The organism is Providencia sp. PROV129 (genome assembly GCF_028482245.1).
GTDB classification, from domain to species: Bacteria; Pseudomonadota; Gammaproteobacteria; order Enterobacterales; family Enterobacteriaceae; genus Providencia; species Providencia vermicola.
The window spans coordinates 93,497-108,268 of record NZ_JAMPQD010000016.1 but is presented as its reverse complement, the minus strand read 5'-3'; the positions used below and the strand labels follow the sequence as shown (position 1 = coordinate 108,268).

Sequence of the window (14,772 nt, the reverse complement as noted above, 5' to 3'; positions counted from 1 at the left end):
TTATTTGGATATTTCAGTAAAATAAAAAAAGCCAATTTACACAGAGCATTAATTGGCTTAGTCATGCATGACAGACAGAGAGATTACTCAATATTCTGAATTTGTTCTCTCATTTGTTCGATTAATACTTTCAGTTCAACGGCGGAAGTGGTGACTTCGCTATTAATCGATTTTGATGCTAACGTATTAGACTCACGATTAAATTCTTGCATCATAAAGTCAAGGCGGCGCCCATTGGCTTCTTTTTTCTTCAAGATATTACGCGTTTCTTTAACGTGCGCTTCTAATCTATCCAATTCCTCAGCAACATCAACACGTTGGGCGAGCAAAATGAGCTCCTGTTCTAAGCGGTTGTTATCCACTTGGATTTCCGCTTCTTCGAGCTTACTTTGAAGGCGATCGCGCTGCCATTGCAGAATTTCTGGCATATGTTGACGAACTTTTGCCACTTCAACTAAAACACCATCAAGGCGTTGTTCAATTAAGGCATGCAATGAAGCACCTTCCGCTTCTCGGCTTTGGATGAAAGCATCGATAGTTTCATCTAAACCAGCCATTAACTGTTCGCTGATGGCATCTAAATCTTGCTCGCCAGCCGACATCACACCTGGCCAACGTAAAATCTCTAGCGGGTTGATTTCACCTTCGTGGCTGTAATTTTTGACCCAATTTGCTGCGCTAATTAATTGGCGGGCTAATTGTTCATTGAGAATTAATTCGCCACGGTTTGCACCGTCTAATTCAAAACGCAGGTTACATTCCACTTTTCCGCGCGTTAAGCGTGAACGAAGGCGTTCACGAATAACGGGTTCAAGGCTTCTGAATTGCTCAGGTAAACGGATATACGTTTCTAAATAACGTTGGTTTACGGAACGCAGCTCCCAGGCCGCATTCCCCCATTCACCCTTGATATCACGGCGGGCAAAAGCGGTCATACTACGGATCATAATTCGTTCCTATTATCGATAAGATAATGGGATTATAACGCTATGAGAGATGACAGGATAGGCATTATCGTTTTAAGGACGTATAATGCGTCCCAATTTGAGTTGATAACGGAGATAACACCATGCGCCCAGCAGATAGACAAGCGGACGAAATGCGCCCGATTACCATCACGCGCAATTATACAAAACACGCAGAAGGCTCTGTTCTTATTGAGTTTGGCGACACGAAGGTGTTATGTAATGCAACGGTTGAAGAGGGGGTACCTCGCTTTTTAAAAGGTCAAGGTCAAGGTTGGGTAACCGCTGAGTACGGCATGTTACCTCGCGCAACAAATTCACGTAACCAACGTGAAGCGGCTCGTGGTAAACAAACTGGCCGTACAATGGAAATTCAACGTTTGATTGCCCGTTCATTACGTGCAGCTGTTGATCTGAAAAAATTGGGTGAATTCACCATCACTTTAGATTGTGATGTTATCCAGGCTGACGGCGGTACACGTACAGCGGCGATTTCAGGTGCTTGTGTGGCACTGGTGGATGCACTGAATAATATGGTTGCTCAGGGGAAAATTGCAAAAAGTCCTCTGAAGTCGATGGTTGCTGCAGTTTCGGTCGGGATTGTGAACCAAGAAGCGCTTTGCGACCTTGAGTACGTTGAAGACTCTGCGGCAGAAACGGACATGAACGTCGTGATGATGGATGATGGCCGTATGATTGAAGTACAAGGCACTGCAGAAGGCGAACCATTTAGCCATGAAGAATTATTGGCTCTATTAGCATTAGCCAAAACAGGGCTCGACACCATTTTTGAAGCTCAGCGAGAAGCGCTGAAATAAATTAATGTTTAAATAGGCGGCTGAAAAGTCGCCTTTTTTATGTCTGCTAAATGGCAGATAACGCAATTAGCAAAATAACAAATTTAATATACATAATCGTCATCAATGAGGAGAATGACCAATGAAAGCCTATCAGCGCGATTTTATTGAACTTGCCATGAAAAAACAGGTATTGAAATTTGGTGAGTTTACGCTGAAATCAGGTCGAAAAAGCCCTTATTTTTTTAATGCAGGGTTATTTAATACTGGGCGTGATCTGGCACTTGTCGGTCGTTTTTATGCGCAAGCGCTACAAGAGAGTGCAATTGAGTGTGATGTGATTTTTGGGCCAGCCTATAAAGGTATTCCCATTGCAACTACAATGGCAGTTGCATTGGCTGAGCATCATGATATCGATATGCCATATTGCTTTAATCGTAAGGAAGCAAAAGATCACGGTGAAGGTGGTGTATTAGTTGGTAGCCCTCTGCAAGGACGTGTTGTTGTGGTTGATGATGTGATCACTGCAGGTACTGCAATTCGTGAATCAATGGAAATTATTAAGCAGCAAAAAGCGACTCTCAATGGTGTTTTGTTGTGTTTAGACCGTCAAGAAAAAGGAAAAGGGGAAATCTCAGCCGTACAAGAGGTTGAGCGTGACTATAACTGCAAGGTTTATTCAATCATTACGATGAGTGATTTGATTACGTATCTTTCTGAACAAGAAGGTATGGAAGCACACTTAGTGGCAATGAAAGCTTATAGAGAACAGTACGGTATTTAAAAAAATCCCCTCGCCCAAAAAACGGGCGGGGTGAGTAGTACTAATAACTGTTATTGTAACTGAGCTAAAATTAAAGGCCAGCGCGCTTCAAATTCGACAGTTGGTCGGTAACGAAATTCTGAACGTACGAAGCGTGATAACATGCCTTCGCAATAAGCAAGTAATTGAGAAGCAAGTAGCGATTCATCATGGATAAAGCCATGACCATCACGTATTTTTTTCTCTTTTAACACTTGGCGCAATTGAGACTCTATTCGCTCAAACAATTGGTTAATTCGGTCTTGTAGCCTGTCTTGCTCAAACATGAGCGCATGGCCTGTCATTATACGTGTTAAGCCTGGGTTTTTCTCTGAAAACCCTAAAATTAACGCTAACATTAATTTAATTCTAATGATGGTATCTTTTTCATCATTTAAAATCAGATTGATACGCGAGACCAGTGAATCTTCAATAAACCCAATAAGACTATCAAACATTTTCATTTTACTGGGAAAATGACGATATAACGCTGCTTCTGAAACACCAACGGAGGCTGCAAGTTTTGCAGTCGTAATGCGTTGGCTACCATCACTACTTTCTAACATTAACGCAAGAGCCTGTAAGATCTCGTCACGTCTGTTACGTTTTTGTGTTGTCGCTTTTTCTGCCATGTCTAATAAGACCCCTGCTAAAACAGCAAAACAAACTATCCAAAATTTTGCTCTTAGTAAAGAGACTTACAGAGCAAAATAGGTTTAAAAATGTAGAGAGTATAAGTAAATTTTGAACAATTTCCTGTTTAGTAATATGCGACTGATTGTTTTGATTCATAAATATAGAACCTAAAGTAGGTTCTATATAGCATATTAAATATCAGAATATTTTATTTATTGGCGACCTGAGTGACCGAAACCACCTGCACCACGTTCTGTTGTATCAAAGTCGTCAACAATATTAAATTCAGCTTGAACCACAGGGACAAAAACCATTTGTGCCATGCGTTCGCCTGGCTCAACAGTAAAGGTTTTATCACCACGATTCCAAACAGAAACCATGAGTTGCCCTTGATAATCGGAGTCAATAAGTCCGACAAGATTCCCGAGTACAACACCGTGTTTATGGCCCAGCCCTGAACGGGGAAGAATAACTGCAGCGAGACTTTCATCAGCGATGTGAATCGCTAAACCTGTTGGAATTAATTCTGTTTGACCTGGCGCTAAATCAATAGGTGCATCAAGACAAGCGCGCAAGTCTAAACCTGCTGAACCTGTTGTTGCATAGGTTGGTAAAGGAAATTCATTACCGATACGGTTATCAAGGATTTTTAGGTCAATTTTTTTCATAACGTTGAAGTATCTCGTCAAGTAAATAGTGGCTTAATTCAATTTTACTGCTATGTGGCAACCGAGTCTCACCGTTGGCATCAAATAGATGTAATGCGTTGTTATCGCTATTAAAACCGTTGTCTGCAAGGGAAACATCATTGGCACAAATTAAATCTAATTGTTTTTGTTGTCGTTTTTGGCGAGCATATTCTTCCACATTTTGGGTTTCAGCTGCAAATCCCACAACATAAGGGCGATTTTTCGTAAGAGCCCCAACACTTGCGACAATGTCTGGGTTTTTCACCAGTGTAATCGTGAACTCATCGCCTTGTTTTTTTATTTTATTTTCAGCAACCGTTTTGGCTCGGTAATCTGCAACAGCAGCGCAACCAATAAAAATATCTTGCTCAGCGATAGATTGGTGCACTTTTTCATACATATCTAAGCCGCTAATCACGTTAATTCGATTAACGCTCATCGGTGTAGGGAGGTTAACTGGCCCTGAAATTAATGTCACATCAGCCCCTCGTTGGCTTGCTGCTTGTGCGATAGCAAACCCCATTTTTCCTGAGCTGTGATTGCTGATAAAACGTACTGGGTCTAGATCTTCACGAGTTGGGCCCGCAGTGATCATCAGTTTAATGCCTTGTAAATCTAGCTTAGGATTGAAATATTCACCAGCCAAACGAACAATTTCGAGCGGATCAATCATGCGGCCTGGGCCAATATCACCACAAGCTTGACTGCCCTCATCAGGCCCCCAAATCATACACTGGCGTTGTTTCAATCTGATTAAATTATCTTGTGTTGCACGGGCCCGATACATTTGTTGATTCATTGCGGGTACAACGGCAATCGGCGCAGCGCTAGCAAGGCATATTGTGGTAAGCAAATCATTCGCCATACCTGCATTTAACCTAGCAATTAAATCAGCAGTTGCTGGGGCTAAAATAATCAAGTCAGCCCATTTTGCTAATTCAATATGACCCATTGCTGCTTCAGCCGCTGGATCTAATAAATCGTCTGCGACTGGATGGCCAGAGACTGCCTGTAAAGTCAGAGGGGTAATAAAGGCTTTCGCACCTTGAGTCATGACGACACGTACAACCGCGCCTTGATCACGTAAGCGACGCGTTAGTTCTGGAATTTTATAGGCGGCGATGCCCCCACTGATACCAATAACTATCTGTTTACCCAATAGTGATAGTTGATTCATTATTTTTATCCACTTTGCTCAACATGAACGGCATATTACCACATTGCACGTTTAGGTGGCGCGCTCGATTTTGCATCAACTTATTATTTTTGCGAAGCGCTACGCAAAGCCTTATGAGCGCAATTGTGATTCACTGAAAACTCGATAAAAGTGGTGAGAGAGAATTCAAGGACGAATAATATCATGAATGAACACCAAAACTTACCGCCCAGAGAGAAGCTACTTGCTTATGGTGCAGCAGCGCTCTCGGATGCCGAATTATTAGCGATTTTTTTGCGAACGGGGAGCCAAGGAGAGCCAGTTTTGAAACTTGCTGAACGGCTAATTAAGGAGTTCGGTTCTTTGTATTTATTAATTCAAGCCGATTATACGAAGCTAATACAATGTAAAGGTATGGGAAGCTGTAAATTCACGCAGTTGCAAGCCATTAGCGAGTTGGCTCGTCGTTTTTTTTCGGAGCAATTTCTGCATGAGGATGTAATGAGTGGGCCTGACCTCCTAAAATCTAGATTGCTTGATTTGTTTGCGGGGCAAGAACGCGAAGTCTTTATTGTGTTATTTTTAAATACTCAAAATCAAATTATTTGTTATGAAGAAATGTTTAAGGGCACATTAAACCGCGTTGAAGTTCATCCAAGGGAAATTATTCGTTTTGCAATAAAAATGAATGCAAGTTCAATCATTTTAGCGCATAACCACCCATCAGGTAATCCTGAACCCAGCGCCGCAGATAGAGAAGTCACTGAACGGATCCAGAGCGCTTGTTCCATTATGGGAGTGAAATTACTCGACCATTTTGTTGTTGGGCACAAACGATGCGTCTCCTTTGCAGAGCGAGGGTGGCTGTAAAATCATTTTTTGCCTAAAAAATGACAACTTTTACGTTGTTGGGCTTGAGTGAAAACGATTGAAAGCGTATACTACGCCACCTTTAAGGATCTTGGGTTTGGCGAGAAGGGCCTATCTCAGTAAATTTTTTACTTAGGTATAAACGGTTTTTTCAGTCACTAAAAGTTTGCTGAGATGGGCTCCTAAGCCTGACGAGGCGGCCATACCCAGAACAAAAAAGCTCGAGCTGATTAGATTTTTGGAGAATAGACATGTCACGAGTCTGCCAAGTTACCGGCAAGCGTCCAATGAGCGGTAACAACCGTTCACACGCATTAAATGCGACCAAACGTCGTTTTTTGCCAAACCTGCACTCTCACCGTTTCTGGGTTGAGTCTGAGAAACGTTTCGTAACACTGCGTGTATCTGCTAAAGGTATGCGTGTTATCGATAAAAAGGGTATTGATGCTGTTCTTGCTGAACTGCGTACCCGTGGTGAGAAGTACTAAGGAGCTAAAAAATGGCTAAAGGTATTCGCGAGAAAATCAAGCTGGTTTCTTCTGAAGGTACAGGTCACTTCTATACCACTACGAAGAACAAGCGCACAATGCCAGAAAAACTGGAACTGAAAAAATTCGATCCAGTTGTTCGTAAGCATGTGATCTACAAAGAAGCAAAAATCAAATAATTTTGCTTTCTGCGTTAAAAACTCAGCCTAGGCTGAGTTTTTTTTTGCCTAAATTTTAATTGAATGGCGATATGCGCACAGGAGGCTATGACCATTATTCTGAAAGTAGTAACATAGCGAATATTGATTGAATTAATGATGATATTTATTGTCGAATATCTATCGTCTTTTACTTTTTATACATAGACCTGACTAAGAGTGCCTGGTGAAAAAACAGTTTAAAAAAATTCTTGTTATCAAGATGCGGTTTCATGGGGACATGTTGCTGACAACGCCAGTTATCAGTTCATTAAAACACCAATATCCTGATGCTGAAATTGATGTTTTGCTTTATCAGGATACGCTCCCTATCCTATCTGAAAACAGCGAAATTAATGCGCTATATGGGATGGCAAATAAAAAAAGTAGTGGGATAAGTAAAGCGTGCAATTTTATTAAATTGCTTTTAGTGCTGCGTAAAAATAAATACGATTTGGTTGTTAATTTAGCAGATCAGTGGATGGTAAGTTTACTGGTGCGTTCAATTCCTGCGGGAACAAAAATTTCGCACCAGTTTAGTCATCGTGATTCTAAATATTGGCGTAACAGCTTCACGCATTTAACTATCCCCGAAGGGGAGCATGTTGTTTTAAATAATTTATCTGTGCTTAAACCGTTAGAATTAAAAGAACTTAAAACAAATCTAACGATGTCTTACACAGCTGATGATTGGAAAAATATTGACCAAAGGCTATTAGACTTAGGCGTGCATAGCAGCTATGTGGTTATTCAGCCAACAGCGCGGCAAATTTTTAAGTGCTGGGATGATGAGAAATTCTCTGAAGTCATTGATGCATTGCAATCGCGTGGTTACCAAGTGGTATTAACTTCTGGGCCAAGCAAGGAAGATCTTGAATGTGTCAATAATATTGCGAATGGTTGCCGAACAAAGCCAGTGATTGAATTAGCGGGTAAAACGACGTTTCCTGAACTTGGCGCATTGATTGCCCATGCTGCATTATTTATTGGTGTAGATTCAGCACCGATGCATATAGCCGCAGCTGTAAATACACCAATTGTGTGTCTTTTTGGCGCAACTAATCACATATTTTGGCGCCCATGGACGGATAATGCAGTACAATTTTGGGCGGGTGATTACGAAGCAATGCCACCACGGGATGAATTGGATAGAAATAAAAAATATCTTTCGATTATTCCTGCCTCAGATGTGATTAAAGCAACGGAAAAATTGTTGCCAATGAATATCCGTTCCATGATGACAAGGTATTAATATGAAATTGGCATTTTGCTTGTATAAATACTTCCCTTTTGGTGGTTTACAGCGCGATTTTTTGCGCATTGCGACAGAATGCCAATCACGGGGTCATCATATTCGAGTGTATACCCAATCATGGGAAGGCGAAAAACCTGATGGGTTTGAGGTTGTCATTGTCCCCGTGTCTTCAAGCACCAATCATGGTCGAAATGCACAATATTGTGACTGGGTACTCGCAAATATTAAGCAGCACCCTGTTGACCGTATTGTTGGCTTTAATAAGATGCCTGGTTTGGATGTTTATTATGCTGCGGATGTGTGTTATGCACAGAAAGTTGCTGAAGAAAAAGGTTTTTTCTATAAACTGACACCACGTTATAAGCATTATGCGGCATTCGAAAAAGCCGTTTTTGATGTGGATAAACCCACACAACTATTAATGTTAACACCACATCAAATCAAACATTTCAAAAAGCACTACCAAACTGAAGATGTGCGTTTCCATATGTTGCCACCAGGTATTGCTTTGGATCGTAAATACGATAAGCAAATTACTGATGCAAAACGGATTTATCGCCAAAAGAACCAAATCCCAGAATCTGCGTTTTTGCTATTGCAAGTAGGCTCTGACTTTAAGCGTAAAGGTGTTGACCGTACGTTAAGGGCTCTTGCTGCACTACCAGAGAACATCAAGAAAAACACACTGCTGATGGTGGTAGGGCAAGATAAACCGTCAAAATACCAGCAGTTAGCACAATCATTAGGTATTAGCCAGCAGGTATCTTTCTTTAGTGGGCGTAATGATATTGCAGAATTAATGGCTGCGGCCGATATCTTAATGCACCCTGCGTACCAAGAGGCTGCGGGTATTGTCTTATTGGAAGCGATTACTGCGGGCTTACCTATTATTGTTACTGAAGTGTGTGGTTACGCCTCGTTTATTCAAAAAGCGCAATGTGGAGTCGTTATTAACGAACCTTTTGAGCAATCAGAACTCAATTATGCGTTACAAAATGGTTTAGAAGAGACAGAAAAGCGCATGACGTGGGTTAAAAATGCCCAAAAGTTTGCAGATACGGAAGACTTATATAGTCTACCGCAAAAGGCAGCTGATATTATTTTAGGATGCCAAAATGATTGAATTAAAATCACCTTTTGATGAGCTTTGGAAAAATAAAGATCCATTTATTGAAGCGGATAAACTGCAAGGTGAGGTTTTTCGTGCATTAGAGACCCGAAAAACGCTACGTTTTGAGGTTGAAAGTCGTAGTTATTTTATCAAAATTCATTATGGTACAACCTTAAAAGAAGTCCTGAAAAATCTGATTTCTTTTCGGTTGCCTGTTTTAGGTGCAGATAGAGAATGGAATGCGATTCATCGGCTTACACAAGTGGGTGTCGATACGATGAATGGACGTGCCTTTGGGCAAAAAGGGGTAAATCCGCTGCGTCGCCATTCATTTATTATTACAGAAGACTTAACGCCAACCATTAGCTTGGAAGATTATTGTGCAAATTGGTTAAATGAGCCCCCGTTATTTCGTACGAAACAAATGATTATTCGCCGAGTTGCTGACATGGTTCGTGGTATGCATAAAGCGGGTATTAATCATCGTGACTGTTATATTTGCCATTTTCTACTCCATTTACCTTTCACCGAAAATGAAGGTGATTTAAAAATATCCGTGATTGATTTGCACCGCGCACAACTGAGAAAATCAGTCCCAATGCGTTGGCGTGACAAAGATTTAATTGGCCTCTATTATTCTTCGCTAAATATTGGGCTTACCCAACGTGATATTTTTCGTTTTATGAAGATTTATTTTTCCTTACCATTAAAAGAAATTTTAAAAAAAGAGCAAGCACTTATTGGAAAAGTCAGTCGTAAAGCTGAAAAGATAAAAGAACGTACGATTAGAAAGTCATTGTAAATACAATCGAAATTAGAGAGATAGAATAATGTTCTTCAATAAGGAAAATGCAGTTACAAAACAGATTGATTTATCATCATCTGATACGGTTATTGGTGATGGTAGCTTGCATGTTTCGTATGGTATTGACCGTAATTTTTTATATGGTTGTGGGATTTCCATCGCATCATTATTAAAAGCAAATTCTGATATTTCATTCTCATTTCATGTTTTTACAGACTATTTTGATGATGAACAATCTCGATTGTTTAAGGCGCTTGCAGAACAATACAAAACTAGTATTAAAATATATCTTGTTGATTGTGAACAACTAAGATCATTACCGAGTACTAAGAACTGGTCCTATGCTACCTATTTTAGGTTTATTATTGCGGATTATTTTTCGAATCAATTAGAACGAATGATTTACATGGATGCGGATATTATGTGCCAAGGCCCATTGAAACCGCTATTAGATATTCAGTTTGAACAAGATGAGATTGCAGCAGTAGTACCGGAAAGAGACAAGGTATGGTGGCAAAAGCGGGCCGATGCTTTAGGGATCCCAAGTATTGCTTCTGGCTATTTTAATGCAGGTTTTTTGGTTCTTAATTTAGTCAATTGGTCAAAATTTGATATATCGACTAAGGCAATGGAATTACTTTCTCAAGAGGCCGTTAAAGCGAAACTATCTTATCTCGATCAGGATATTTTAAATATGCTCTTAACAGAGAAAGTTATTTATCTTGATGGGAAATATAACACCCAATACAGCATCAACTATGAGCTACAAAAAGGTAAAAAAGAAAATCCAATAACATCTGATACTGTTTTGATCCATTATATTGGACCGACTAAGCCTTGGCATGAATGGGCCAATTACCCCACTGCTCAGCCTTTTATAGATGCAAAAAATGCATCTCCATGGAAAGATATTCCCTTATTAAAAGCGAAGAGTAGTAATCATTTACGCTATTGTGCGAAGCATTTAAGCTATCAGAAAAGATATTTTGCATGTATCAAAAATTATCTCAAATATTTACTAAAAAAGGTAGTTTGATAATATTCATTAGCTATATGTAATTTCTATGTTAGGTGACAATATGAGTTTTAGTGAATTTAAATATAAAATAAAATCAATAATTCAGCAGACTAATATGCTAAAACTAGCTAGTTACGAGGAAGGAGAGAGTATTAATTCAGTATGTCTGATTTTGATTAATGTTGGAATTGGTGATGCAATAATGGCAACCTCATTTATTCATGAACTAAAAAAGTTAAATAAGAGCATAGATGTTATTATTGCTAAAAAAAACTTTGACATATTCACTAATAATAAAGATGTGAGAAATGTACTTTGCATTGATGAAAAAAAAACAAATCAGCAAAAATATGATTTAGTTGTGGATCCTTATAGTCACTGTGGATGGTTTTTTTCTTATAGATATTATAAACTATTAAGTGAAATGAAGTATAAGTATTTGAGTGGTTTTAATGTTAAAAAGCCAAGTAAATATAGTGATAATTTTCTTTCAGAAAATGGTATTCATATAACTGATTATTATAACCATGTTTTAAAAAAATTCTTTAATAGTAAAATTGAAGGGCAATATATTGTTAACATACCAGATGGTGAAATAAAAAAAGCCCATGAACTACTAGGTAATATTCCAACGTCAGATTTAAAAATTGCATTTTGCCCATTCGCATCAACCCTAGAAAGAAGTTTTAGTGATGAGCAAGTTAATGCAGTTTTAGGTAAGTTAAAAAAAGAAAAGAATATAAGTATTATTATACTCTGCGAAGAACACAGAGTGAAAAATATTAATATTGATGAAAATGTTTACTTTTTTAAAACAGAGAGCTTTATTTCATCTGCTGCAATATTAAGTCTTTGTGATTTTTGTATTTCTTCAGATACATCTTTTGTTCATTTAGCAAATAGCAAGGATATTCCTTTGCTAGCATTTTATAGTTCAGTATTTAATGATGGGTTCAACACGGATTTTTTATGTGCTCCAAACTATGCTAAGTCTAAACAAATAGTAGAGTCAACAGGAATTAGTAATCTTAATGTGAATGATATAGTTAATGCTATTTTACACGAATTAAAACTCTTAGATAAAGTTGGAGGAGACAATGAATAATCATATATTTATTGTATGCTCACCTTTGCAATTAAGTATAGTCTCAAAAATAAAAAAAGAATTTAGTGTTTTTGATAATGAATTTCATGTTTTGTATCTCAAAGCAAATTCTATAATTAATAATGGGATAAGGAAAAATATTCTTACTGAATATGATTCCTACTTAATTTCTGGGATGGATTATGGAATATTTAATTTCAAGCATATCATGAGATTTATTTCCAAAATAAAAAATGGAAACCTTTTTGTGTATCTTGCAAATGCAAATGATTTAACTGTTCATTATATATTGTCAAATATAAAAAGTGATTTTATTATTAGAACATTTGATGATGGAATATTAAATATCAATACAATTAAAAATATTGATTTGGAATTAAAGGAAAAAAGAAAAATAAAACATAAATTAACTAAACTATTTTATCAAAATAACTATAGTATAAAGAGAATAATTAATGAGAGTGATGTTCATTATACTATTTTAGATAATAACAGAAAATTAAATGTTAAATCTAAATTGGTGAAGATTAATTTGTTTGATTTTGATTTTAAAAATAACGTTCAGAAAGAAAATATTAACATATTTATAGGGTCAAAATTTAAGGATATACTGAGAGATAAAAATGAAGAAAATTTTAATTTATTACTTGGTAAAATAAGAGAATTGTCAAGGCAGTACCCTAATATTATTTATCTTAGACATCCGAGAGAAAATTTAATTGACGCATTTTCTATGATAGAAAAAAGTGTGGATACGATATCTGAAGATTTTATTATAAAACTTATTAGTGATGGGCACTCAGTTAATTTAATTGGATTTGCTAGCACATGCCAGCTAAACTTAATGAAAATGAATAATGTAAAAATAACTTTGTTAAGGACTAATTTAATTAGGGAGGATATATTTGAATCATTTTTATTATTTGATTTGTCTAGGGAACTTATCATAATTGATCTTGATTGAAAATTGCCTATTAACATTAATAGGCAAAATAGGGAATTCTAAGCTATTTTTCACTCACATCAATGGGTAAGTCAGTATCCCCATTTCTTAGTCTCTCAAATTGTTGTTCAAAATTATATCCATCATTGTCTTTTTGTTCTGTAAATAGGCTGTAATTAGGCTGAATCTTACTATTTTTGATATTCAGCCAATTTGCTATACCTTGTATAAATAATTTTCCTGATTTTTTTGTTTTTATATATTCCTTTTTGGAGCTATCAGAGTTGAATACCATTAATGGAGTTCTTAGAACTTGAGTAGATGAATTACTTAAGTTTAATTTAATTTCATCATCAATCATGGTATGCGAAACACCATGGTCTGCAAAGTATAACATTGAAAAACTACGATTATTTTCTTTTTCTTGTATTTTTAATATATTATAAATTGATTCAAGGATATTGTCTGTTTTTTCGATACTTGAGACATAACATGAGATATTCGTATATTTTTTATCTTTAGTGACATATTTATTTTCATAATCTTCAATACGTGCACAAGCATCAGGGTGAGAACCATATAAATGGATGACAAATAACCGTTTTTGATTCTTATTTACTTTTTCTTCTAATTCATCTTTAAACATATTTACTAAGCTAAAGTCACTTGAATCGTTGGAGTTAAAGGCCCCCATCTTGTTGAACTTTTTAACATCACTCCTTTTGGCGATAAACGTTATTGGTGTATCAAATTCACCAAGAAAACCTTGATTTGAGATCCAGTAAACTTTATAGCCAGCTGATTTTGCTAAATCAACAAAATTTTGCCCATAGTTGGGTTCCCAGCTTTCTGTACTTGATTGTGTTAACATTACGCGTAACGAAGAAACGGTATTGGTTCCACCAGAAGTTAAACCTTCAACTATTATACCATTAGTTTTATTGATAAATGGGGTGTTATCTATTGGGTACCCATAAGCGCTCATATAATCTCGGCGAACACTCTCGCCGATAACTAAAACATAGTCATCATATTGAGTCCTATCCTTTATTAATGTTGATTTTCCCCATTCACTATTTTTAGTGAACTCACTGAGGCTATCAACTTCTTTTTTCACATTTAGTGTTGATTGATACATATTATCAAAAAGTTTAAAAGGAGACTGGTTTATCAATGCAAGAATAGCTAAGCAAACAAGTAGTGTTTTATTTTTATAAAAGTATATTCCATTCTTAACGGTTATCTTTCGATAGAAAATAAACCCAGCTACAATCACTATTGAAAAAAGATAATTTTTTATCGGAATTTGAGTGAAAAATTCTTTGGACTCCATCGCATCTGTAGCAATAACAGATGAAATATATTGATAAGTAGGCTCACCGAAGTTTAAGCCAATAGGCGTGTATATAGCATTAACCAATACAATTGGAAATCCTATGTACCAGTAAGATTTATTTGAAGAGCTTAATATAATAATTAAAAAACAAACTAACGTTATTTCCCTTACTGTAGGGTGTGCATTCCCCGAGCCTAGTAACATAAGTTTAGCTATAGAGGCTAGGATAATTAAGGAAAATAAAACCAATAAGGTTTTTTTTAACTCTGGTTTTTGTATCATAGAGCAGCCATGTGATTAAAAATAAAACTGTTATACTCGTTAGTCATTGAGCTTATTGTATTTCTATAGAGTATGTTTTGTATAATGCTTTACTTCGTGATTATAAAGGAAAACTAAAGTATTTACACGAGTAAAAGGGGACTACTTAGAGTTATGGGTATTGTGTTTACTAATGAATAAAGGTGAGCTTCAATTTGTTAACAACGGGGGAATGATAGTTATTATCATTTAGTGCATTGATTCTATGATGTTTTCCGTGAAAAGAATAAAGTGTAAAACTACGTGAATAACCTAAAATCAAACCAAGAATAGTTTAT

16 protein-coding genes are annotated in these 14,772 nt (G+C 36.9%); 11 read left to right on the top strand and 5 right to left on the bottom strand.

Translation table 11 applies throughout. The annotated features are described in order from the left end of the window. Window positions 1-83: 83 nt before the first annotated feature. The gene (locus PSF27_RS12435) at window positions 84-947 is read right to left on the bottom strand and encodes a YicC/YloC family endoribonuclease (protein WP_206085689.1); all 864 of its coding nucleotides are present in this window, start codon (window positions 945-947) and stop codon (window positions 84-86) included. 122 nt (window positions 948-1,069) lie between these two features. Here PSF27_RS12435 and rph point away from each other — a divergent pair, with 122 nt between their 5' ends. After that, the gene (gene rph, locus PSF27_RS12430) at window positions 1,070-1,783 is read left to right on the top strand and encodes a ribonuclease PH (RefSeq protein ID WP_206085691.1); all 714 of its coding nucleotides are present in this window, start codon (window positions 1,070-1,072) and stop codon (window positions 1,781-1,783) included. A 121-nt stretch (window positions 1,784-1,904) separates the two neighbouring features. Further along, complete coding sequence (gene pyrE / locus PSF27_RS12425) at window positions 1,905-2,546, top strand: orotate phosphoribosyltransferase (RefSeq protein WP_206085693.1); 642 nt, start codon at window positions 1,905-1,907, stop codon at window positions 2,544-2,546. A 50-nt stretch (window positions 2,547-2,596) separates the two neighbouring features. Here the strand turns inward: pyrE and slmA are convergent, their stop codons facing one another. The 3 genes from slmA to coaBC form a co-directional block, all read right to left on the bottom strand. Next, on the bottom strand, window positions 2,597-3,196 hold the full coding sequence (slmA, locus tag PSF27_RS12420) for a nucleoid occlusion factor SlmA (RefSeq protein WP_206085700.1): 600 nt from the start codon (window positions 3,194-3,196) through the stop codon (window positions 2,597-2,599). A 216-nt stretch (window positions 3,197-3,412) separates the two neighbouring features. Further along, on the bottom strand, window positions 3,413-3,868 hold the full coding sequence (gene dut, locus PSF27_RS12415) for a dUTP diphosphatase (protein ID WP_272681569.1): 456 nt from the start codon (window positions 3,866-3,868) through the stop codon (window positions 3,413-3,415). Then, window positions 3,855-5,066, bottom strand: a complete 1,212-nt coding sequence (gene coaBC, locus PSF27_RS12410; protein ID WP_272539970.1) for a bifunctional phosphopantothenoylcysteine decarboxylase/phosphopantothenate--cysteine ligase CoaBC — start codon at window positions 5,064-5,066, stop codon at window positions 3,855-3,857. The genes dut and coaBC overlap by 14 nt, the downstream gene beginning before the upstream one ends. Before the next feature lie 183 nt (window positions 5,067-5,249). Between coaBC and radC the strand changes: the two genes are divergently transcribed. The 9 genes from radC (at window position 5,250) to PSF27_RS12365 (ending at window position 12,858) form a co-directional block, all read left to right on the top strand. Continuing rightward, window positions 5,250-5,915 carry a RadC family protein gene (gene radC / locus PSF27_RS12405; protein WP_272539969.1) on the top strand — a complete coding sequence of 222 codons (666 nt, stop codon included), beginning with the start codon at window positions 5,250-5,252 and terminating at the stop codon, window positions 5,913-5,915. A 251-nt stretch (window positions 5,916-6,166) separates the two neighbouring features. Further along, on the top strand, window positions 6,167-6,403 hold the full coding sequence (gene rpmB / locus PSF27_RS12400; protein WP_004265123.1) for a 50S ribosomal protein L28: 237 nt from the start codon (window positions 6,167-6,169) through the stop codon (window positions 6,401-6,403). Window positions 6,404-6,414: 11 nt separating this feature from the next. Next, a complete protein-coding gene (gene rpmG / locus PSF27_RS12395; RefSeq protein WP_004265124.1) occupies window positions 6,415-6,582 on the top strand; it encodes a 50S ribosomal protein L33 in 168 nt (55 codons plus the stop codon). Window positions 6,583-6,787: 205 nt separating this feature from the next. Beyond that, the gene (gene rfaQ / locus PSF27_RS12390; RefSeq protein ID WP_272539968.1) at window positions 6,788-7,852 is read left to right on the top strand and encodes a lipopolysaccharide core heptosyltransferase RfaQ; all 1,065 of its coding nucleotides are present in this window, start codon (window positions 6,788-6,790) and stop codon (window positions 7,850-7,852) included. Between the two features lies 1 nt (window position 7,853). Continuing rightward, on the top strand, window positions 7,854-8,978 hold the full coding sequence (locus tag PSF27_RS12385) for a glycosyltransferase family 4 protein (protein WP_206085717.1): 1,125 nt from the start codon (window positions 7,854-7,856) through the stop codon (window positions 8,976-8,978). Beyond that, the gene (rfaP, locus tag PSF27_RS12380; protein WP_206085719.1) at window positions 8,971-9,768 is read left to right on the top strand and encodes a lipopolysaccharide core heptose(I) kinase RfaP; all 798 of its coding nucleotides are present in this window, start codon (window positions 8,971-8,973) and stop codon (window positions 9,766-9,768) included. The genes PSF27_RS12385 and rfaP overlap by 8 nt, the downstream gene beginning before the upstream one ends. 28 nt (window positions 9,769-9,796) lie before the next feature. After that, window positions 9,797-10,807, top strand: a complete 1,011-nt coding sequence (waaO, locus tag PSF27_RS12375) for a lipopolysaccharide 3-alpha-galactosyltransferase (RefSeq protein ID WP_272681568.1) — start codon at window positions 9,797-9,799, stop codon at window positions 10,805-10,807. 43 nt (window positions 10,808-10,850) lie between these two features. Then, window positions 10,851-11,894: a glycosyltransferase family 9 protein gene (locus PSF27_RS12370; RefSeq protein WP_272539966.1), complete on the top strand. Its 1,044-nt coding sequence runs from the start codon at window positions 10,851-10,853 to the stop codon at window positions 11,892-11,894. Further along, a complete protein-coding gene (locus tag PSF27_RS12365; protein WP_272681567.1) occupies window positions 11,887-12,858 on the top strand; it encodes a glycosyltransferase family 52 in 972 nt (323 codons plus the stop codon). Before PSF27_RS12370 ends, PSF27_RS12365 begins: the two co-directional genes overlap by 8 nt. A gap of 43 nt (window positions 12,859-12,901) precedes the next feature. Here the strand turns inward: PSF27_RS12365 and PSF27_RS12360 are convergent, their stop codons facing one another. Continuing rightward, on the bottom strand, window positions 12,902-14,455 hold the full coding sequence (locus tag PSF27_RS12360) for a phosphoethanolamine transferase (RefSeq protein ID WP_272681566.1): 1,554 nt from the start codon (window positions 14,453-14,455) through the stop codon (window positions 12,902-12,904). Window positions 14,456-14,772 lie beyond the last annotated feature (317 nt).

What these genes read in the sequence shown, in the direction of transcription:
- dut (WP_272681569.1), bottom strand. Translation starts at nt 3,868, where the DNA reads ATGAAAAAAATTGACCTAAAAATCCTTGATAACCGTATCGGTAATGAA.
- PSF27_RS12365 (WP_272681567.1), top strand. Translation starts at nt 11,887, where the DNA reads ATGAATAATCATATATTTATTGTATGCTCACCTTTGCAATTAAGTATA.
- slmA (WP_206085700.1), bottom strand. Translation starts at nt 3,196, where the DNA reads ATGGCAGAAAAAGCGACAACACAAAAACGTAACAGACGTGACGAGATC.
- rfaP (WP_206085719.1), top strand. Translation starts at nt 8,971, where the DNA reads ATGATTGAATTAAAATCACCTTTTGATGAGCTTTGGAAAAATAAAGAT.
- coaBC (WP_272539970.1), bottom strand. Translation starts at nt 5,066, where the DNA reads ATGAATCAACTATCACTATTGGGTAAACAGATAGTTATTGGTATCAGT.
- radC (WP_272539969.1), top strand. Translation starts at nt 5,250, where the DNA reads ATGAATGAACACCAAAACTTACCGCCCAGAGAGAAGCTACTTGCTTAT.
- rph (WP_206085691.1), top strand. Translation starts at nt 1,070, where the DNA reads ATGCGCCCAGCAGATAGACAAGCGGACGAAATGCGCCCGATTACCATC.
- rpmB (WP_004265123.1), top strand. Translation starts at nt 6,167, where the DNA reads ATGTCACGAGTCTGCCAAGTTACCGGCAAGCGTCCAATGAGCGGTAAC.
- PSF27_RS12370 (WP_272539966.1), top strand. Translation starts at nt 10,851, where the DNA reads ATGAGTTTTAGTGAATTTAAATATAAAATAAAATCAATAATTCAGCAG.
- PSF27_RS12385 (WP_206085717.1), top strand. Translation starts at nt 7,854, where the DNA reads ATGAAATTGGCATTTTGCTTGTATAAATACTTCCCTTTTGGTGGTTTA.
- pyrE (WP_206085693.1), top strand. Translation starts at nt 1,905, where the DNA reads ATGAAAGCCTATCAGCGCGATTTTATTGAACTTGCCATGAAAAAACAG.
- rpmG (WP_004265124.1), top strand. Translation starts at nt 6,415, where the DNA reads ATGGCTAAAGGTATTCGCGAGAAAATCAAGCTGGTTTCTTCTGAAGGT.
- PSF27_RS12435 (WP_206085689.1), bottom strand. Translation starts at nt 947, where the DNA reads ATGATCCGTAGTATGACCGCTTTTGCCCGCCGTGATATCAAGGGTGAA.
- PSF27_RS12360 (WP_272681566.1), bottom strand. Translation starts at nt 14,455, where the DNA reads ATGATACAAAAACCAGAGTTAAAAAAAACCTTATTGGTTTTATTTTCC.
- waaO (WP_272681568.1), top strand. Translation starts at nt 9,797, where the DNA reads ATGTTCTTCAATAAGGAAAATGCAGTTACAAAACAGATTGATTTATCA.